This window comes from Clostridium sp., from assembly GCF_036646415.1.
GTDB lineage: Bacteria > Bacillota > Clostridia > Clostridiales > Clostridiaceae > Clostridium_J.
The window spans coordinates 71,396-93,348 of sequence record NZ_JAVXMF010000006.1 but is presented as its reverse complement, the minus strand read 5'-3'; the positions used below and the strand labels follow the sequence as shown (position 1 = coordinate 93,348).

The 21,953-nt window shown below is 30.0% G+C and carries 18 protein-coding genes; 17 read left to right on the top strand and 1 reads right to left on the bottom strand.

What is annotated here, in order from left to right:
• The first annotated feature begins 13 nt into the window (after nt 1-13).
• The 4 genes from RSD37_RS06430 (at nt 14) to RSD37_RS06415 (ending at nt 3,811) form a co-directional block, all read left to right on the top strand.
• A complete protein-coding gene (locus tag RSD37_RS06430; RefSeq protein ID WP_346945891.1) occupies nt 14-460 on the top strand; it encodes an FMN-binding protein in 447 nt (148 codons plus the stop codon).
• A 133-nt stretch (nt 461-593) separates the two neighbouring features.
• Entirely contained in the window at nt 594-2,228 is a 1,635-nt protein-coding gene (locus RSD37_RS06425; protein ID WP_346945890.1) for an iron ABC transporter permease, read from the top strand.
• Nucleotides 2,221-2,883 carry an ABC transporter ATP-binding protein gene (locus tag RSD37_RS06420; protein WP_346945889.1) on the top strand — a complete coding sequence of 221 codons (663 nt, stop codon included), beginning with the start codon at nt 2,221-2,223 and terminating at the stop codon, nt 2,881-2,883. Before RSD37_RS06425 ends, RSD37_RS06420 begins: the two co-directional genes overlap by 8 nt.
• A gap of 163 nt (nt 2,884-3,046) precedes the next feature.
• Nucleotides 3,047-3,811, top strand: coding sequence for a MerR family transcriptional regulator (locus tag RSD37_RS06415; protein WP_346945888.1), 765 nt, complete (start codon nt 3,047-3,049; stop codon nt 3,809-3,811).
• A gap of 121 nt (nt 3,812-3,932) precedes the next feature.
• On the opposite strand, the gene RSD37_RS06410 is transcribed toward RSD37_RS06415, so the two are convergent.
• Nucleotides 3,933-5,660, bottom strand: coding sequence for a WG repeat-containing protein (locus RSD37_RS06410; RefSeq protein ID WP_346945887.1), 1,728 nt, complete (start codon nt 5,658-5,660; stop codon nt 3,933-3,935).
• Nucleotides 5,661-5,904: 244 nt separating this feature from the next.
• Between RSD37_RS06410 and RSD37_RS06405 the strand changes: the two genes are divergently transcribed.
• From RSD37_RS06405 to RSD37_RS06345, 13 genes are all read left to right on the top strand, one after another.
• The gene (locus RSD37_RS06405; protein WP_346945886.1) at nt 5,905-6,324 is read left to right on the top strand and encodes a hypothetical protein; all 420 of its coding nucleotides are present in this window, start codon (nt 5,905-5,907) and stop codon (nt 6,322-6,324) included.
• A 217-nt stretch (nt 6,325-6,541) separates the two neighbouring features.
• Entirely contained in the window at nt 6,542-8,341 is a 1,800-nt protein-coding gene (pepF, locus tag RSD37_RS06400; RefSeq protein WP_346945885.1) for an oligoendopeptidase F, read from the top strand.
• A 523-nt stretch (nt 8,342-8,864) separates the two neighbouring features.
• The gene (locus RSD37_RS06395) at nt 8,865-9,917 is read left to right on the top strand and encodes a DMT family transporter (protein ID WP_346945884.1); all 1,053 of its coding nucleotides are present in this window, start codon (nt 8,865-8,867) and stop codon (nt 9,915-9,917) included.
• 137 nt (nt 9,918-10,054) lie between these two features.
• Complete coding sequence (locus RSD37_RS06390; RefSeq protein ID WP_346945883.1) at nt 10,055-10,351, top strand: hypothetical protein; 297 nt, start codon at nt 10,055-10,057, stop codon at nt 10,349-10,351.
• Between the two features lie 480 nt (nt 10,352-10,831).
• A complete protein-coding gene (locus RSD37_RS06385) occupies nt 10,832-11,365 on the top strand; it encodes a hypothetical protein (RefSeq protein WP_346945882.1) in 534 nt (177 codons plus the stop codon).
• 81 nt (nt 11,366-11,446) lie between these two features.
• A complete protein-coding gene (locus tag RSD37_RS06380; RefSeq protein WP_346945881.1) occupies nt 11,447-11,872 on the top strand; it encodes a nucleotidyltransferase domain-containing protein in 426 nt (141 codons plus the stop codon).
• Nucleotides 11,873-11,874: 2 nt separating this feature from the next.
• Nucleotides 11,875-12,288, top strand: coding sequence for a DUF86 domain-containing protein (locus RSD37_RS06375; protein ID WP_346945880.1), 414 nt, complete (start codon nt 11,875-11,877; stop codon nt 12,286-12,288).
• Nucleotides 12,289-12,716: 428 nt separating this feature from the next.
• Entirely contained in the window at nt 12,717-13,160 is a 444-nt protein-coding gene (gene msrB, locus RSD37_RS06370) for a peptide-methionine (R)-S-oxide reductase MsrB (protein WP_346945879.1), read from the top strand.
• Between the two features lie 165 nt (nt 13,161-13,325).
• Nucleotides 13,326-15,338 carry an ATP-dependent DNA helicase gene (locus RSD37_RS06365; protein ID WP_346945878.1) on the top strand — a complete coding sequence of 671 codons (2,013 nt, stop codon included), beginning with the start codon at nt 13,326-13,328 and terminating at the stop codon, nt 15,336-15,338.
• A gap of 230 nt (nt 15,339-15,568) precedes the next feature.
• Nucleotides 15,569-18,487 (top strand): acyl-CoA dehydratase activase-related protein, encoded by a 2,919-nt coding sequence (locus tag RSD37_RS06360; RefSeq protein WP_346945877.1) that lies wholly within the window; start codon nt 15,569-15,571, stop codon nt 18,485-18,487.
• Nucleotides 18,480-19,790 (top strand): 2-hydroxyglutaryl-CoA dehydratase, encoded by a 1,311-nt coding sequence (locus tag RSD37_RS06355; protein WP_346945876.1) that lies wholly within the window; start codon nt 18,480-18,482, stop codon nt 19,788-19,790. The genes RSD37_RS06360 and RSD37_RS06355 overlap by 8 nt, the downstream gene beginning before the upstream one ends.
• 406 nt (nt 19,791-20,196) lie before the next feature.
• A complete protein-coding gene (locus tag RSD37_RS06350; RefSeq protein WP_346945875.1) occupies nt 20,197-21,195 on the top strand; it encodes a 2-hydroxyacyl-CoA dehydratase in 999 nt (332 codons plus the stop codon).
• Nucleotides 21,195-21,950 (top strand): acyl-CoA dehydratase activase, encoded by a 756-nt coding sequence (locus RSD37_RS06345; protein ID WP_346945874.1) that lies wholly within the window; start codon nt 21,195-21,197, stop codon nt 21,948-21,950. Before RSD37_RS06350 ends, RSD37_RS06345 begins: the two co-directional genes overlap by 1 nt.
• The last annotated feature ends 3 nt before the right edge of the window (nt 21,951-21,953 follow it).

Below are 21,953 nucleotides of genomic sequence, written 5' to 3'. Positions count from 1 at the left end.
GGGGGGATTTACAATGAATAAAAAAGTTATAGCTTTATTAGGAATGGTTATTTTAACTTCAGGAATGTTAGTCGGGTGTGGTTCAAAAGGAATGAAAGACGGAAGTTACAATGCTGAATTTAATGAATTTGACGACCTTGGATGGAAAGCTCAGGTTGCAATTACAGTTGCTGATGGTAAAATTGAGGAGTCTACTTTTGATTATGTAAATGAAGCTGGAGATTTAAAAAGTAAAGATGCTAAATACCAAGAGAAAATGACTTCAGTTTCTGGAATAGGGCCTGTAGAATTTTCATCTCAATATCCTGCTGAACTTGTAAAGAAACAAGACCCAACAACAATTGATACTATAACCGGCGCAACTAATTCTGCGGGTGATTTTAAGACTTTAGCAGAGGCGGCAATTCAATATGCTAAAGAGGGAAAAACTGAAACTGCAGTAGTTGAAGTAGCTAAGTAATAATTAAAAGTATTTGTACTTTAAAATAGGACTTTAGGATTTTCCTAGAGTCCTATTTTAATTCTAGGCTATAGTTAAAGTATGAAAAATACCCTATCTAATATAGGTTATTAGTTATAGGAAGGGAGAGAATATGAAAAAAATAAGATTTAATGGATGGGCTATACTAAGTACAATTTTTATGCTTATGATAGTAATTCCGAATATAGATGTAGTATTACATTTGTTTCAAAAGCCAAATGAAACTTGGTATCATATAAAAGAATATTTATTAAGGGATTATGTAATTAACACAGTTATAATATGTACATCTACAGCGATGCTTACAATGATAATAGGCACAAGTTTAGCGTGGTTAGTATCAGCTTATGATTTTCCAATGAGAAAATTCTTTAGATGGGCATTAATATTACCCCTTGCAATACCACCATATATAGCAGCATATACTTATTCAGGTATTCTTGATTATACAGGAACTGTACAATCATTTTTAAGAAATAGTTTAGGTCTAGAATTAAGCCAAAAGTACTTTGATATAATGAGTATTCCTGGTGCAATATTTATATTTACCATATTTTTACTTCCATATGTATACATGGTGGTAAGAGCTTATTTAGAAAAACAATCAGCATCACTAATAGAAAATGCAAGATTACTTGGAGAAAATTCTCTTGGAGTATTTTTTAGAGTAGTAGTACCAATAAGTAGAGGAGTTATAGTAGCTGGAGTTACGCTAGTAGTATTAGAAATACTTAGTGATTATGGAGTAGTCTCTTATTTGGGAATACAGACATTTTCAACGGCTATATTTAAAAGTTGGTTTTCTATGGGAGATATAGATTCTGCTATAAGACTTGCATCTATACTTTTACTTACAGTATTTATTATAATGACTAGTGAAAAATTTTTAAGAGGAAGAAAAAAGTATAGTTCCACAAATACTAAAATAAGACCTTTAAGTAGGAAAAAATTTAATAAATTTTATGGAACTTTAGCATTTTTATACTGCGGCATAATATTTGCCCTAGGATTTATAATTCCTACAGCACAACTTTTTAAATGGGGATTTATGAGTTATAGAAAGATACTGAATGTAGAGTTCTTTACACTTATATATAACTCATTATGGATAGCTCTGTTAGCTAGTTTGTTAGTAGTAGTTATTGCTATTATAATAGCTAATTATACTAGGATAAATGATAATTTCTTATCTAAATTATATTCTAAGCTAACTTTAATAGGATATTCTATACCCGGTGCTGTTATAGCTATAACTATGGTTTTATTCTTTGTAGACTTAGATAAAAAACTGGGATGGCTTTATAAAATATTTGATCCTAATGCTCCAACTTTAATTCTAAGTATGAGTTTGGTTATGCTTATATTTGCATATATGGTAAGATTTTTAGCGGTAGGATATCAAAGTATAGAAGGTGGATTTGATAAAATTGGTAAGAAGTTTTATGAAGCGTCTAGAACCCTGGGGTTTTCAAAAACTAAAACATTTTTCTTAGTGGATTTACCCATGATAAAGCCAGCAATACTTAGTGCAGTGTCTCTAGTATTTGTAGATATAATAAAAGAACTTCCGTTAGCTCTTTTACTTAGACCATTTAACTTTAATACATTAGCCACAAAAGTATTTGAATATGCTAATGATGAGATGATGGTTGAAGCTTCTGTACCATCGTTGATAATAATATTTGTAAGTTTTATTGCTATCTTCATTTTGTACAAAGTAGTAGATAAGGAGGATGAACATGCTTAGAATAAATAAATTACATTTTAAATATAAAAATTCAAAAGTTGATAATATAGATGATTTTAATTTAGATATAAAAAAAGGTGAGATAGTTGCTATTTTAGGTGAGAGTGGCAGTGGGAAAAGCACTATGCTAAGAATTATAGCAGGCCTTGAACAACCATATAAAGGAAGTATAACAATTGGGGGAAATGAAGTTTTTAATGAATATAAATTTGTGGAGCCAGAAAAAAGAGGTATAGGAATGGTATTTCAAGATTATGCACTGTTCCCTCATATGACGGTAGACAAGAATATAATGTTTGGACTTAAGGATATGAATAGAAATCAAAGAGAAAAAAGAATGTTAGAAATGCTGAGATTAGTTAATTTAGAAGAACATAAGAATAAGTATCCACATGAGTTAAGTGGTGGGCAACAACAAAGAATAGCTATAGCTAGAGCATTAGCACCAAGTCCATCAATTCTGTTGTTAGATGAGCCATTTAGCAACTTAGATGCTCATTTAAAGTCAAAGCTTAGAACTGAATTAAAGGATATAATTCAAAAGGCTAATATAACGTCTATATTTGTTACTCATGATAAAGAAGATGCAAAAGCACTTGCAAATAAAATAGTTACACTTGAACATGGAAAAACTATAGATAATAAGGTGTTATAGTTAGAAATTAGTTTAGCAAGCTAACAATGAATTTAAAGTGATTTAATATATTTATATTAGTTCAAATCTATAGTTTCATAGATTTGAACTTTTTAATATGAAAAAGTTATTGACATTAACGCTACGTAAAGCTGTATAGTTAATATTGTAAGGAAGTGAGAGCATGGAATATACAGTGCAAAAGCTAGGAGAACTAGCAGGAGTTAGTACCAGAACCCTTAGATATTATGATGAAATAAAAATTCTTAAGCCGGCAAGGATTAATTCATCAGGATATCGTATTTATGGGGAAGCAGAAGTTAATAGATTACAACAGATATTATTTTATAGGGAGCTTGGAGTAAGCTTAATGGAGATAAAAGAAATAATAACTGAATCTTCCTTTGATGGGTTCAATGCATTAGTAGAGCATCGCAGGAAACTTCTTGAAAAAAGACAGCAACTAGATTTGTTGATAGCTAATGTTGATAAAACAATAGCTTCCCAAGAAGGAGGAATTAAAATGAGTAATAAAGAAAAATTTGAAGGGTTTAAACAGAAGATGATAGATGATAATGAAAAGAAATATGGTAAGGAAATTCGTGAAAAATACGGTGATGAACAGATTAATAAATCCAATGAAAAAGTTAAAGGTATGACAGAAGAAAAGTATGAAGAAGTTACAAAACTTGCAAATGAAATTATGGAAAACCTGGAGGAAGCATTTAAAACAGGAGATCCAGCAGGGGAACAGGCTCAAAAGGTTGCAGATTTACACCGTCAGTGGATATGCTGCTACTGGAGTAGTTACAGTAAAGAAGCTCATGCAGGACTTGGTCAGATGTATGTAGATGATGAAAGATTTACAGCTTACTATGATGTAAAACAACCTGGAATGGCAGCCTTTTTAAGAGATGCAATCTTTATTTACACAGGCACTGAAAAGTAGTATATAAGTATTTATATTAGGCTCTGTTTTTAATAAATAAAATTATTCCAAATTAGAGGATAGATTAATCTATCCTCTAATTGTATATTTAAGAAGTTCAACACTAATTTTAGGGTGTTTATTAATTAAATGACTTATAGAAACTTCCGTTTTTATTTATAAGTGGGTCGATTTCTTCAAAAGGTATTTTAAAAGTAACAAAGCCAGAAGAGTAAGGCGCAATATCATATGGACTAAAATAGATATATAAATTATCTGCATCTACGTAAAAACCTTGGTCTTCTGAAATACCTTTAAAACCATTCTCATATACACCACTGTACTGTGAATCAGTCTTTATCATTTCTTCTATAATTTTATTTAGTTCATTTGTCCAGTAAATTCCACCTTTAAATAAATCATTAAGAGTGTAGAATTCTCCTGTGACTAAATTAATATTTGGAGTACTTCTGGTAGTCAATCCGTGAGCAGCACCAAAGGGATAATTGTAGGTATTTATTTCTAGAACTAATAGATTTTCTTTAAAGAATAGGATTTCGAAGTTTCCATACAAGTTGTAATTTAAGACTTGATTTTCACAAACCCTTTTAAGATTAGATAAATCTTTTAGTTTTGAATTTATACTCTCTTCTACTAAAGGGTATTTAATTCCCTGAATTTGAGGGTAATAAACTAAATAATCTACATTGGGCTTATATTTAAATTTAATTAATGTGTATTGGCTATTTAAAGGGATTTTATTATTAGGTTTGTATATAATATCCCCAGATTTAGAAAGATAATATGGATTAAAATCTATATTTGCATAAATTAAGTTGCACTTAATACTTAAAGTTCCACTGCCTGTAACAACAGGTAAATTACTTATTATACTACCTCTCATGTCTATAAAAAATGTATTTATACGGTCATAGGCAGAAGCTATATTATTTTCGTATTTTTCCACATTTAGATAAAGAAAATCAGTGAGTGTAGCACCTTTACCAGTTCCAATTGCATAAACACTATTCATGAAGTTATCAGGGGTTCCTCTAGATAAACCTAGTGCAAACCTGTTATTTCCTAGGTAATTTATATCATTATAAATAAAAGGGTATATAATGTGGTTTGTCATGTTTATGACTCCATAATCACCAATATAATTCGGGGAAGTGCTAACTATCATATATCCATCCTGCATAGCTAGAGCAGAGGTGAATTTAGGTTTAATAACTACACGCCCATCTATGGACACATAGCCAAGGAGACCACCAATTTCTTCAGAAAAGGTAAATAGTTCTTCACCATAATTACCAACATATTTATAAGGGAAGCTAGTAGAAATATTTCCAGACTTATCAATAACTTGATATATTCCACTTTTATTCTTAACTAAGGCATGGTGGTCTTGAAAGTCATTTCCATTAATAAAAATTGGAGGAATAACTTCAACTCCATCTTTATTAATATAACCATATAAATACTCACCTGAGGAATTTGAAATACCTACTAAAGCCAAGGAATCACTATAGTTAGATATGAAATTATAAGGCTTATTAGTAATTACTTGTCCTATTTCGTTAATTACACCCATAGTATTATCTTTTACAAATACTGCTCTTTTTTCTACAAAGGGTTGTAGTGAGTCATATATAGGAGGAATAATATATTCTCCTCTTAAGTTAATAGCACCACAATGATTATTTTCACATACAACAGCAATGCCATCTTCATTAAAGTCGTAAACCATAGAAAATTTAGGATTTATAATAAATTTTCCACTAGAATTAATGTATCCATAAAACCTACCATCTCTAGTGTTAACCATGGCGGGATATAGATTTATATTACATTTATTTAAGTTACTCATAATTATACTCCATGTTATTGTTTACTATTAGTGTATTAAAGTTTACTCAATATGGTTCAAGGGTGGTAAAGATATATCTAGGTGTGTTTAAATAAATAACTATATTTTTTAATTTAAACAATTTTTTTAGTATGATATAATAACTTTTAAGGAATATGTAAAATTATATAGAAAAATGATGGTTTATAGGACATAAGATGAAGAAATTTAATATAAAAATCAAGGCATAATAAGGAGCTTAAATATGGAAAACTATATAACAAAAGAATATGATTTTTATAGTGATATAGATAGAGAAAAGAAACTGAAGGAGTATAAAATTCAAATTGATAATGCTATTAAAGATATAATTTCTAAAGGTAGCAGATTAGTTTTTGCAAGTGTGGTTAAAGTAGGAGATGTAAGCAACATTACAGTGTTTAAGTATCCAGAGTTAAGAGAATATATTCTAATTAGTATTAAGTATACAAAAGAAATTCAGGTGATAAATCAAAGAATAGATAGGGCTATAGCAAGGATGATTAAAGGAAATAAAAGAATTACTTTTATAAGTTTAATGAATAGCTGTAGGTTTAATTCAGATGATGTTTATAAAAATACATATATAAAAGAAAGAATTAGAATGATTGTTATTGAAAATAGCAAGGGTTTCTATGTTAAGTAAAGTAGCATTCATATTTAAGTTGAATTTTTGAATAGGCAATAGAAATAGTTAGGATGAGATTAACTACTTTTGAAATAAAACAGTATTAAAGCTATATTTAAAGCAAAAGAATGTATTAATAAAATTATATAAAAGGTTTACAAAGGACAATTAAATTAGGGTATAATAGTAAATAGGAAAAACTTAACAATAGATAGATTAATATGGAGGTGCAGATATGGCGAAGTTAGAAAAATTAAAAACAAGAGATCAAGTGGAAGAAAAGTATAAGTGGAAAGTAGAGAAGATGTATTCTTCAGATGAGAAATGGGAAGAAGATTTTAAGTGGTTAAAAGAAAATGTTAGTAGTCTATTAAAATTTAAAGGTCAACTTTCCCAGGGAGAAAAATTTTTAGGATATTTAACTAATAGTGAGAAATTAACAAGTTTATATGAAGATTTAATTGTATATGCTCACTTGAGAAGTGATGAAGATACAGCAAATTCAAAGTATCAAGTTATGATGGATAAGATATCTACATTTGGAGCAGAATTCAGTGGAATTACATCGTTCTTCCTACCAGAGTTATTATCTATGGATGAAAAAAAAGTTGAGGAATTAATTAAAAGCACTGATGGTCTAAAGCATTATGAAATATATATAAAGAAGGTTTTTCATGGTAAGCCACATATTCTAAGTGAAGCAGAGGAAAATATTTTAGCTACAGTTAGTGATTGTCTAGGAGCTCCAAGCAGCATCTTTACTATGCTTACCAATGCTGATATGACATTCCCAACCATTAAAGATGAGGAAGGCAATGATGTAGAACTTACGGCTTCAAATTATTCTTTATTTATAACAAATAAGAATAGACAGATTAGGGAGGCTGCATTTAAGGCACTTTTTGGAACATATAAGAAATTTGAAAACACAATTTCAACTTCCTATACGGCTTCAGTGAAGAATTTTATTTTTCAAACTAAGATTAGAAAATACAATTCATGTGTAGAAGCATCTTTAAAGCCAAATCAAATACCAGCGAAGGTATATCATAATGTGGTTGATACTGTTAATAACAGAATTAAATCACTTCATAAATATGTAGATTTAAAGAAAAGATTACTTGGAGTAGATGAAATTCACATGTATGATCTATATGTGCCAATCATTGATGCTCCAAAGTTTGATATTTCCTTTGAAGAAGGCTTAAAGTTATGTGAAAGTGCGCTACAGCCAATGGGTAAGGAGTATTTAGATATATTCAATGAAGGTGTTAATGATGATTGGATTGATGTATATGAGAACAAAGGTAAAAGAGGAGGAGCTTACTCTAGTGGAAGCTACACTTCCATGCCTTATGTTTTATTAAACTATAAAAATCAAGTTAATGATGTATCAACTTTAATTCATGAAATGGGTCATAGTATTCATTCTTATTATTCAAAAAAGAATCAACCATATACCTATGCAGATTATGAATTATTCTGTGCAGAGGTGGCGTCTACTACCAATGAATGTTTATTAATTGATTATATGATAAAGAATGAAACAGATAAAATGAAGAGATTATTCTTAATAAATCAACAACTTGAGGGCATTAGAACAACTGTGTTTAGACAAACAATGTTTGCAGAGTTTGAGCTAATTGTCCATGAAAAAATGGAGCAAGGAGAAGCTCTATCTAGTGATGATTTATGTGGAATTTATCATGACTTAAATGTAAAATACTTTGGAGAAACAATGGTAGTTGATAGTGAAATAGATATTGAGTGGGCAAGAATACCTCACTTCTATAGAGATTTCTATGTATATCAATATGTAACAGGTTTTGCCGCAGCGAACTCTTTCTATGAAAAAATTCTAACAGAAGGTGAAGAAGCAGTAGAAAAATATAAAGGATTCCTAAAAGCTGGATCAAGTAATTATCCAATAGAAATCCTTAAAAATGCTGGTGTTGATATGACTACACCTAAGCCACTAGAAGATACTATCAACAGATTTGATGAACTTCTAGCTATGCTTGAAGCTGAATTATAAAAATTAATTAACAGTAAAAGGGGGGACTGTCTCAAAATAATATGAGACAGTCCCCCTTTTGCTAAAATCCTACTATAGTTAAGTCTTTAAGAATATAATAGGATTTATTATATTCGTTTATTTTCCACTTGCCATTTTCATTAGATAATCTTAATTGTAAGTCCATTTTTTCTTGTGAAATGATTTCTTTATAATGGTACATATATGTATCCTTATCATTATAGATATCAACATCATTAGTTGTTATAGTATAGTGTTGAGTTACAAAACTTTCAACGGTTTTAAGGGATTATCTCTTAGGAATAAATAACCTATCACAAAAATAATTGATATTATTACTGTGATAATTATGACTTTTGATTTAAGGAATTTGTTCACTGTAAAACCTCTTAATTCAATATATTTACATAATATAAATTATTTGTTAATATGATTATAGCATATATAAATGCTATAAAAAGTACTAAATAAGTAATAAGTGATATTGATAAATTTATAAAATAATATTTGAGAGGTGTTTATAATGGAAATTAAACAATACAAGGCAACTTCCTTTGCTATACTAGCGGCGGCATTATATGCTATTAGTTCACCTGTGTCTAAATTATTGTTAAATGAAATTCCACCGACACTAATGGCATCTTTTCTTTATCTTGGAGCAGGATTAGGAATGTCCATTGTTGGATTTATTAAACATAAGAAATATAAAGAGAAAACTGAAGCAAAGCTTTCTAAAGAAGAACTTCCATTCACAATTGGAATGGTGGTATTAGATATTGCGGCACCTATATTTCTAATGATTGGGCTTAATATGACCACTTCCGCTAATGCATCACTTCTTAATAATTTTGAAATTGTTGCAACATCTTTAATTGCTCTATTAATATTCAAGGAATCTATTAGTAAGCGATTATGGGGTGCAATTTCTTTAATCACTCTATCAAGTATCATTTTATCAGTAGAAGACATAAGTAGTTTTTCATTTTCATTTGGTTCAATTTTTGTATTGTTAGCATGTATATGTTGGGGTCTTGAAAATAACTGTACAAGAAAATTATCTGCAAAAGATCCGTTAGAAGTTGTAGTAATTAAGGGATTTGGTTCAGGAATTGGGGCACTAATAATTGCTCTTATAATAGGGGAGAGAATCACCAATATACCTTACATGATAGCAGCTCTTTTACTTGGATTTGTTGCTTATGGATTAAGTATATTTTTCTATATTTATGCTCAAAGAGATTTAGGAGCAGCAAAGACAAGTACCTATTATGCAATAGCACCATTTATAGGAGTTGGATTATCACTAATAATTTTTAGAGAAATCCCAATATTGTCCTTTGTTATTGCTTTAGTCATTATGATTATAGGAACATACTTTGCTTCCACAGAAAAACACAATCATCAGCATAGGCATATGGTGGTAACTCATGAACATAGTCATAGCCATGATGATGGTCATCATAACCATATTCATGATAAAGCTATTATCGGAACTCATAATCATATTCATAATCATAAAGAATGTATTCATTCACACAAACACACACAAGATATTCATCATAGTCACTCACATTAAAATTTTAATATCGGATCTTTGAATTAAGCGATAATGGGTTTAATAATTTAATATTAAAGTGAATGTTAGAATAATTATATATTAGAAATTTCTAAGATTTATTGAAAAATATTTATAGCATGGGGGGAAGACGTTAAATGGAAGATAAAAACTTTAAAGATAGCGAAAGAAGAATAATTAAATGGTTATCTGTAATAATTGCCATATTAATCTTATTTAACTTTTGGAACTATGCAATAATAAAAAATACACAACAAAGTGTAGAAGATATAAAGAATCAACTTTATAATGTTGAAAGCAGAATTAATGAGGGAATGAATAATATTGAAGAAAGTTTAGAAAAGAAGGCTAGTATTCTTAGTGATTTTAACTATTCTGTTGAAGTCTTTGATATTGAAAATAAATTTTTTCACACCATTCAACGCTTCTCTTAGCATTACTCCTAAGTAATTCAATAATATCCTCTTTTGGTGCAGCTATTATTAATGAAGGTGATGGATATTTATTTAGAAGAGCTAATGAAGCCTTAGAGTTTGAATCTCTAAATATACTACTATAGTTTGGTAATATAACTCTTAAGTCAGCAGATAGTCGTTTCTTATATTGAGAACAATCATCTCTAAGTTTATAATATTCTCTAATTAGTGATTTAAGTAAATAGTAATCTGAATCAATATCAGAAGAATATTTAATATTTATAAATTTGATGGGATTGATACAAAAGGAGAAGTTATAATATTATCTAAATACCAACAGAACTATATTTAAATATATGTTATAATATGGATAAACAAAAGAGTGGGAAAAATATTAAAGGAATATAGATATATAAAGGTGATTTAAACTGAACAAAAAAGAACTTGGAATCATAGGTAGAGAAGAAATATTAGTTTTGAGAATAGGAGACAGTGAAAATGAATATGGAAAAATTAATTGAATTTATAAATCCATATTATGAAAATAAGGATATTATGCATAATATGTGGCATATTGAACTTATGCTTAAATGGGTTGATAAAATAATTAGTATAGGAGAGTATCAAATTGATTATGAAGCATTAGTATTAGGAACATATTTTCATGGTTTTATATACTCGGATGAGAAACAAATTCGTGAGTGGCTGAAATTGCAAAAATACAATGAAGATAGAATTGAAAAAATTATAGCTATTGCATGGGAATCACAGAGACCTGAAATTCCAACGTCACTTGAAAGTAAAATTTTGCACGATGCTCATGTACTAGAAGGTGGAAAAAACTACTTAATTACAAAGTCATTGATTACAGGATCAGTACGGGGTCAGACACTTAAAGAAACAATTAAATACATGGAAGAAAATATACTTGATTGTAACCATTGTTATTTGACAGAAACAATTCCGTTGTGTAAAGCAATGAATGATTATGCAAGAGAGTTTATTGAAGAATTGAAAATTGGGATTCTATAAAACATTTGTATGGAGGTATTAACCTATTTAGATATTTAATGATATAATCATTTTAAATAAACCTTAACAAGGAGGGGTACCTTGAAAGAGCTAGTGAGTAAGATTGAAGAATTTTTAGTATTAGTAGATAAAGAATATAGAGTAAAATTTGCATATTTGTTTGGATCTCAAGCTAGAGGTGAAGCAAATGATGATAGTGATATTGATATAGGAATATATTTTGAGAATAAGTATGATAGTTTTAATGAGGCTCTAATAAGAGGTAATATAATGGAAATGGGTAAAGAATTTTTTCATAAGGATGTAGATATAGTTTCCTTAAATAATTCATCTCTTTTAATGAAGTATCAAGTAATAACAGATGGAATTGTAGTATTTGATAGAGTGGAAAGAGCTGAGTTTGAATCATTGTCTTTAAGGATGTATTTTGATTTTAAATATTACACTGATATATATGATAAGGCAATTATAGATAGTATAAAAAGTGGAGAATATTTTGGAGGGTAACTATGGTTAAACGAGAATTAGTTATAAGTAGAGTGGATAAATTAAAGGAATACATTGGATTTTTAAAAGATGTTAAAAAATACACTGAAGAAGAGTATATTAACAGTCCTTTAATATATGGATCAAGTGAAAGATTTTTACACTTATCTATTGAGTGTGTTATGGATATAGGAAATCATTTAATATCAGATTTAAGATTAAGAAGACCCGAGAGCAATAGGGATATTTTTATTATATTAAATGAAAATGGAATAATAGATGAAAACTTAAAAGGAAATTTAAGCAATATGGCTGGTTTTAGAAATATTTTAGTCCATGATTATATGAAGTTAGATAGAGGGATTGTATATGATATCATAAACAATAATCTAAAGGATATAGAAGAATTTATTATAGTAGCTGCAGATTATATTTAAATTGGTCATAATCTTAATTATAATTATAATTTGAGAATAATTTTAATAATTAAAAGGTAAAAGGATGTAAAAGGTGACATCCTTTTTATTTTTCATTATTTATAGAGAAATTGAAGTATATATTAACTAAGGCATCTTCAAAAAACAAATAAGTCAGTATGTTCGACTATTTTGTGTTATACTGCGTCAACAGAACCCTTAGATAGCTATGCTATCAGCGGAATTAGTTTCCTTGTCTAACTCAAAATATCCTTCACATCTTTGACTTATTATTTATTTTCAGATGCCTAAGCTATGATTTAAACTAAAATTGGTAATAATAAATTAATCAGGTATATAATAGTGTTAAGGTAATAATTTATGTTTTTAATTTTGCTTATAATATTAAAGATTGAGTTAAAGCAAGGATTAAATTTAAGGAGATAAATATGGAAAATAAACATGTTAAAAAATCAAGAGAAGAGCTAAAAGCGATATTAACGAAGGAGCAATATAGTGTAACACAAGAAAATGGAACAGAACGTCCATATAGCAATGAGTATTGTGACCTTTATGAGGAGGGTATATATGTTGATATTACAACAGGTAAACCCTTATTTGCATCAACTTCAAAGTTTAATTCAGGGTGTGGCTGGCCAGCATTCTCAAAACCTATAAGCAGAGAATTTATAAAAGAGAAGGTTGATAAAACCTATGATATGATTAGAACTGAGGTTAGAAGTGAAACTGGAGATGCTCATTTAGGACATGTGTTTTGTGATGGTCCACAGGAAATGGGTGGACTTAGATATTGCATAAACTCAGCAGCTTTAAAGTTTATCCCTAAGAATGAAATGAAGAAGAAGGGGTATGAGGAATTCTTAGATATATAGAAGTAAGAATTGAAACATATAAAAAAGGATTAAGGTTATGGAATAATAATGTAAAAATTATATTATTTGGTTCTTTTAATAGGTAAATTTAATAACAAAGTATGTTAAAATATAGGTAAGAATAAAAGAATATCAGTGTTAAGAATTATTAGAGGGGGGATGGAGATGTTTTGGTTTTCAGAAGATAAAAAGAAGAATCCTGTGAGGGAATTCACAAAGTATGATGAGTTAGAGACTTTAGTGTGGGATTTTTTTAAGGGGAAGATTCCAAGGCTAGGCTTTGAGCAAAGAGAAGGACAAGAAGACATGGCTCTTGATATATGCAATTCCATAGGAGATAGACAGCATACTATAGTTGAGGCTGGTGTAGGAATTGGAAAGTCCTATGCATACATAGTTCCACTACTCTATTATAATAAACTTTTTAATAAGCCAGTAATAATTGCAACATCTACAATAGCTCTTCAGGAGCAGCTTATTCAAGATGTAAGAAGGATATCATCCTACATAAACCATAGACCTGAGATAGTTCTTGCTAAGGGTATGACTCACTTTGCTTGTAAAAGTAAAGCTGATAAATATTTAAAACCTAAGGTTAATAAGGGTCTTGATGAGGATGCAGAGACTCTTTATAGATACATATATGGTGGGAAAATAGATAGAAAAAATATAAACATGGATATAGATGAAGAGCTTTGGAGTGACGTAAATGTAGAAATCACAGACCATAGTAAATGCAAATACTTTAAAAGTTGTAGGTTCATGGAGCTTAGACAGGACATGCTAAATACTGAGGGAGTAATACTTTGTAATCAGGATTTACTTACAGTACATTTGCAGAAGCTTAGAAGAGGGCAAAAGGGACTTTTAAATCCAGAGGTAGATTTGATTGTGGTAGATGAGGCTCACAATTTAGAAGAAAAGGTTAGAAGTTCTTTGATAGAAAGCTATAATAAGAATAAAATAAGAGCTATTCTTATGGAGGCTAAGGATGGTATTAAAGATAAAGAGTTGAGAGAGGATGTTTTTCAGCAAATTAAAAGTCTAACGAATATGTTAAATCAGATCTTTAATAATCTAGATAAACAAATTAAATATCAGTTAGAAAATAATTATATGTCAGAGGATATTCAGAAGTTTTTTATAAATCTTTATGATATTAGAGACTTAGTAGGAAAATCAGCAGATGTGATTAAGAGCATATATAATATTATTATGAGATGTAGTGATAGCAGTATTTCAGATGATATTATAGATGAAATAGAAAATATCAAGGAATTCTTTAGAGAAATGGAATCTTCAAGGAGTAACAATTTATTTTGGCTAGAGAAAGGGAGACACATAGAAATATTTGGTTGCCCTAAGGATATGAATAGTGAAATAAAATCATTATATTTTGATAAGATGAAGACAACAATACTAACCTCAGCAACTATTGCAGATAAGAATTATGGCACAGAAGAGGAAAGATATGAGTACTTTATTAAAAGTACAGGATTCCCTGTGAAGGAGGGATTTCTTTCACCACAAAAATATTCACCATTTCCCTATGATGAAAATGCTATTATATATTATAAAGAAAATATGCCTCACCCAACTGAGGATAGAGAAAATTTTATAAAGCGTGGTTCCGAAGAGATTGTGAGTCTTTTAGACATTACAAAGGGAAAAGCATTAATATTATTTACCTCTAAAAAAGATTTAAATGAAGTTTATAAAATACTAAAAGATAAAAACTTACCCTATAAACTATTGAGGCAGAAGGCTACCTCTTCCCAAGATGAAATTCTTGATGAATTTAAAAAGGATGAGGATTCAGTATTATTAGCTACGGGAACGTTTTGGGAAGGAATAGATGTACCAGGCAAAGCTTTATCTAACTTGATTATATTTAAACTGCCATTCCCAGTGCCAGATCCAATAATTGAGTATAAGAGAAATAACTCAAAGGATTTTCTAATGGAGGTAAGTGTACCTCTTATGGTGGTTAAACTTAGACAAGGGGTAGGTAGATTAATTAGAAAGCATGAGGACAAAGGTATTGTAGCAATACTTGATTCAAGGATTGGAGATTTTTCAAGAAGCAGATATAAATATGTAGTATTTAACTCGCTTCCAATAAAAAATAAAAGTAATGACATTAACAAGATAAAAGAATTTTGGAGTAGGGTTAATTAATGGTATTATATATAACTTAACAAAATATACTTAATGTAATGAGAGGTATTACATTAAGTATATTTTGCTATATAAATTTATTTTATTTCTTTTGTTTTTAGTATTAAATGAGTTTATAATATAATTTGTAAAGTATTAACTATACAAGGTTTAAATGCTATATTTAGTATTTATGTACAAGGGTGATTACAAAATATATATTAAACGGGTTAGATATGGGGGGGAGAACTTTGAAGGCAGGAATTGATGTGGGTTCAACAACGATTAAAGCTGTAGTTTTGAATAATTATGGAGATGTTGTATATGAATCCTATGAACGTCACTACTGTAGGATAACAGAAAAAACATCCGAGGTACTGAAGAAGATTATTAAAAAATTCCCTAGAGAAAGATTTATGGAGATTAGTATTTCAGGGTCTGCTGCAATGAAGATGGCAGAGATATGTAAGATACCATTTGTGCAGGAAGTGTATGCTACAAGAATTGCAGCCACTCACTGTGAGTGTGATATAGATGTGATTATTGAACTAGGGGGAGAAGATGCTAAAATACTATTTTTAAATGATGGTATGGAGGTTAGGATGAATGGGTCATGTGCTGGGGGCACGGGTTCCTTCATTGATCAGATGGCAACACTACTAAACATGTCCCCAGAGGAAATGAATGAAGAAGCAAAGGATTATAATAAAATCTATACCATTGCTTCTCGTTGTGGAGTTTTCGCTAAGTCGGATATTCAGCCGCTACTAAATCAGGGGGTAATAAAAAGTGATTTATCAGCTAGTATTTTCTTTGCAGTTGTAAATCAAACAATTGCAGGTCTTGCACAAGGAAGAATGATTAAGGGGAATGTTCTATATTTAGGTGGACCATTAACTTTTAACTCAGAGCTTAGAAAAGCCTTTGATACTACCTTGAAATTAAAAGGGGTATGTCCAAGTAAGGCCTTATACTATGTTGCCTTAGGCGCTGCTTATTATGCAAGTGAAGAAATAGATATAAATAAAGTAATTAATATATTAGATAATTATAAGGTTGAGGATAACTACACCATGGCTCCTCCACTATTTAAAAATCAGGTGGAGTATGAAGAATTTAAGGAAAGGCATGAAAAAAATAAAATAAATTGTGATGGAGATATAGATATAAACTACCCAGTTACCTTAGGCATAGATTCTGGATCTACTACCATAAAAATTGTGGCAATTAACGAGAAAAAGGAAATAGTATCTTCTCTTTATAAACCTAACAGTGGAAATGCAGTAGAAGTTGTAAAAGCGTATTTAACAGATTTATACGCTAAATATCCAGGATTAAAAATAGATGGAGCTGCAGTAACTGGATATGGAGAAACTTTGATAAAAAATGCTTTCCAAATTGACTATGGCATTGTTGAAACAGTGGCACATTTTACAGCGGCTAAATATTTTATGCCTAGTGTAGATTTTATTATTGATATAGGTGGACAAGATATAAAGTGCTTTAAAATACATAATGGAGCAATAGATAATATATTTCTAAACGAAGCTTGTTCTTCCGGTTGTGGATCTTTCTTGCAGACCTTCGCAAATGCTCTTGGTTACTCCATGGTGGAGTTTTCACGCCTTGGGTTATTTTCTAAAAATCCTGTTGATTTGGGTTCAAGATGTACTGTGTTTATGAATTCTTCAGTAAAGCAAGTACAAAAGGATGGAGCAACCATGGAAGATATTTCAGCAGGATTATCCGTTAGTGTTGTTAAAAATGCTCTTTATAAGGTTATACGTGCAAGTAGCACAGAATCCTTAGGAAAAAACATTGTGGTTCAAGGAGGAACTTTCTTAAATGATGCAGTATTACGTGCCTTTGAACAAGAGTTAAAGGTGGATGTTCTTAGACCAACAATTTCTGGGCTTATGGGTGCCTATGGAGCTGCTTTATTTGCCAAAAGTAAGGGTCAAAAACAGAGTTCTATTATTAAAGAAAAGGAATTGAAAGAGTTTCACCAGAATGTAAAAGTTATGAACTGTGGTTTATGTAGTAATCACTGTAGATTAACTGTGAATGAATTTGGTATTAATCGTAGATATATTGGTGGAAATCGTTGTGAAAGACCTACAAATAAAAAGGAAAATAAAAAATCTTTAAATATTTATGAGTATAAGAGAGAATTATTAGATAGTTATGTGGGAGCTCCCGGTAATCGTGGAAGAATTGGCATACCTATGGGGCTTAATATCTATGAACTATATCCATTTTGGTATAAATTCTTTACAGCTTTAAAGTTCCAAGTTGAAAGATCGGATATTTCTTCAAGAGAATTGTACCTTAATGGTCAAAATACAATACCTTCAGATACAGTATGTTTTCCAGCAAAGTTGGTCCATGGACATGTACAATCCTTAATTGATAAAGGTATAGAAACAATTTTCTATCCATGTATGACCTATAATATTAAGGAAGAGTCTTGTGAAAATTGCTATAACTGTCCAGTAGTAGCCTATTATCCTGAAGTTATTGAGGGTAATATGGCTGATATCTCAAAGGTGACCTATATCTATGATTATGTAGGAATTCATAGACCAAAGGATTTACCAGTGAAGCTCCATGAAATGTTATCAAAATATTTTAAAGATATATCTCTCAGCCAGGTTAAAAAGGCTACTAAACTTGCCTATGAGGAATATGATAAATATTTAGCTTTAATAAAAGTGAAAGGAAATGAAATTATAGCTGAGGCAGAGAAGGAAAATAGAGATATCATTGTTTTAGCTGGTAGACCATATCATATAGATAGTGAAATTAATCATGGCATTGATAAGCTGATTAGTAGCTATGGTGCTGCAATTATATCTGAGGATGTTATTTGTGACAGAGTTCCTAAAGTAAAACTTAATGTTCTAGATCAATGGACATACCATTCTAGATTATACAAGGCTGCACAGTATATCACAGAGAAACCTAACATGAATTTAGTTCAGCTAGTATCCTTTGGCTGTGGCGTTGATGCAATAACTACTGATGAAGTAAGGGATATTTTAGAAGAATCAAATAAAATATATACCCAAATAAAAATAGATGAAATTACTAATCTTGGAGCAGTAAAGATTAGGCTTCGTAGTTTATTTTCAGCAATACATCAAGAAGGGGATGACCATTGTAATGAATAAAGATGTTAAAGTCACATTTACTAAGGAAATGAGCAAGGATTATACTATACTGATGCCTATGATGGCTCCAATTCACTTTGAACTCATTAAAAATGTATTTGCAAATAGTAAATATCATGTAGAACTATTAACTAATAAAGGGGAGTCGGTAGTACAAGCAGGCTTAAAGTATGTTCATAATGATACTTGTTATCCAGCCTTACTTGTTATTGGTCAAATGATTGATGCTTTGAATAGTGGTAAATATGATGTAAACAAAACGGCATTAATTATCACACAAACTGGAGGCGGATGTAGGGCTTCAAACTATATATTTCTCTTAAGAAAGGCTTTGAAAAAGGCAGGATATGGACAGGTACCTGTAATATCACTAAATCTTTCTGGAATGGAAAGAGGAAGTGGCTTTAAAATTACCTTGCCAATGATACACAAAATTCTTGCAGCTGTTATATATGGAGATGTTCTAATGCATTTAAGCAATCAAGTGAAACCTTATGAAATAAATAAAGGTGAAAGCAATGACACAATAAATAAATGGATAGAGGAATTAACAGCACAGTTCAAGGATAACAAAGGATATTCACTTAAGAAAATTAAAAGTAACATGGAGGAAATAACTCAAGATTTCGCTAATGTTTCAATTAATAAAACACCTAAAGTAAAGGTGGGAATTGTAGGAGAAATATATATTAAATATGCAAGTCTAGGAAATAACGATCTTGAAGCATTTTTAGAATCTCAAGGTTGCGAAGTTATGATTCCAGGAATTCTAGGATTTATATTTTATTGTACCTATGAGAGGATTGATAATATAGACCGTTATGGAGGCAGTAAAGTAAATAAATTCTTGGTTAAGAAGTTTATGAATTATTTACTTAAAATTGAAGCTTTAACCATAGCAGCCGTGGAGGAAAACTCCACCTTAATACCAATTCCATCATTCTTAAAAACAAAGGATTTAGTTAAAGATGTGGTATCATTAGGAAACAACATGGGTGAAGGATGGCTACTTACCGCGGAAATGATAGAATTAAATGAATTAGGCTATAAGAATATTATTTGCGCCCAACCCTTTGGATGTTTACCAAATCACATTGTAGGTAAAGGCATGGTAAGAAAAATAAAGAATCTTCATCATGAGGTAAATATTGTACCAATAGATTATGATCCAAGTGCCACAAGAGTAAATCAAGAAAATAGGATTAAATTAATGCTAGCCATTGCAAGAGAAAATCTTGAGGGTGGAGAAAATAGCATTCAGCATAAGGACATAGAGACGGAGAAGGTAGTTCTTTCGGTGTAAGAAATTATAAAACGTCAACAGCTTAACGAAAATGTAATGCTGTTGGCGTTTTGTTTTTGGGGTAAGTAAACCCTCGTCTTCATTATTGCAATATAAGAACTATAACTAGTATTTATATTAGAAAATTATACCAATTTTTATTTTGATGATTAGATTGATTAGTAATTATTTAAATGATATAATTACGCTAATAAAATAAGACAGTTCGAAATCCATCCTGTCTATAAACAAAACCAGGGCATACTACTTTGGATTATTATGTCTAAAAGTAGCTTTTTTTCGTTTATAGGGCAGGTACGCCCTTTTTTTCGTGGAAAAATAAGATGCATGAAAAATACAGAGAATAAGAAATGAAATACTTGATATAGATGATTTATTTAAATTTATTAACTGAGAGGAGTTAAAAATGAGAAAAATAGGTTTGACTACAACAGTACCCATAGAAGTGTTATTAGCAGCAGGATATACTCCTATTGATCTTAATAACATATTTGTAACTTCTGAAAATTATTTAAAATATATTGATATAGCTGAAAAAGATGGATTTCCTAAAAGTATGTGTGCTTGGATAAAAGGCATTTACGGAGCATGCATAGAGAATAATATTAGTGAAATAGTTGGGGTAATGGAGGGAGATTGTTCTAATACAAAGGTATTGGTAGAAATTTTAAAAAATAGAGGCATTAAGACTTATCCATTTTCATTCCCTCATAGTCATACAAAGGAAGATGTAACGAAAGAAATAAAAAAGTTTATGAGATCCTTTGATATAAGTGAAGAAAAAGTTGAAGAAGTAAGACAAAAAATAAATAAAATAAGACAAAAGGCAAAAGAACTTGATGAATTAACTTATATTGATTATAAAGCTACAGGATTTGAAAATCATTTATTTCAGCTTTGTGTAAGTGATTTTGATGGAGATGTAGAAAATTATAAATCATTATTAGAAAAAAAAGTTGATGAAATAAAAAATAGAAAATCTGATAGAAAAAAAATAAGACTTGGATATATTGGAGTTCCTCCAATGACAGGGGATATATTTGACTTTGTAGAAAACTTTGATTCAAGATTTATTTATAATGAAGTTCAAAGAGAGTTTGCGTTTCCAAGGGCTGGTAAAGCTAAAAATATTTATGATCAATATTATGATTATACTTATCCATATGACATTAATTTCAGAATTGGTGAGATACAAAAACAAATAAAGGAAAGAAAAATAGATGCAATTATCCACTATACACAAGCTTTTTGTCATAAAGCTGCTGAGGATATTATATTAAAACAAAAAATAGATGTACCTATTTTAAATATTGAGGGAGATAAGTTAAACACCCTTGATGCTAGGACAAAGTTAAGAATAGAAGCGTTTTTAGATATGATTTATGACTTACAAGGAGGTTTCTAATGAGAGTACTCGGAATAGATCTTGGTAGTAGAGAAGTTAAAATCGTTTTAATGGAAGATTTACAAGTCATATATAAGAAAAAAATAGGAACTATGACTTTCTATAGAGATTATTGTAAATACGATGGAAAGGTAGTTGTAGATTTAGATAAACTAGAGTTAGGTGAAGTTGATAAAGCTATTTCAACAGGCTATGGTAAAAATAACACTTACTTAAATGAATTTGAAGCTATTAACGAAATAAAAGCACATGTATATGGTGCTATTTTTCAAACAGAATTAAGGGATTTTATATTATTAGATATTGGTGGACAAGACGTTAAAGTTGTTAAAGTTGAAAAAGGATTGACTACGGATTTGGAGTTAAATGAAAAGTGTGCATCATCATGTGGGAGATACTTAGAAAATATGGCAAATGTTTTAGAGGTTCCTTTAGATGAACTTTCAAAACATATTAATAATCCCGTTGAACTTAATTCAACATGCTCAGTATTTTCAGAGTCTGAACTAATAGGCAAGATAGCAGAAGGTATAGATATGGACAGATTATGTGCAGGTGTAAATTATTCATTGTATAAAAGATTAAAACCTATGTTAACAAAGTTTAATGGCAATAAGCTAGTTTTAACTGGTGGAGTTGCTCATAATCATGCAATAAAAGAATATTTAACTAATGATTATAAAGAGATTATATCGGTTAAAGAACCACAGTTTAATGGAGCAATAGGATGTTGTTATTATGGAAGTAGATATTAAGGA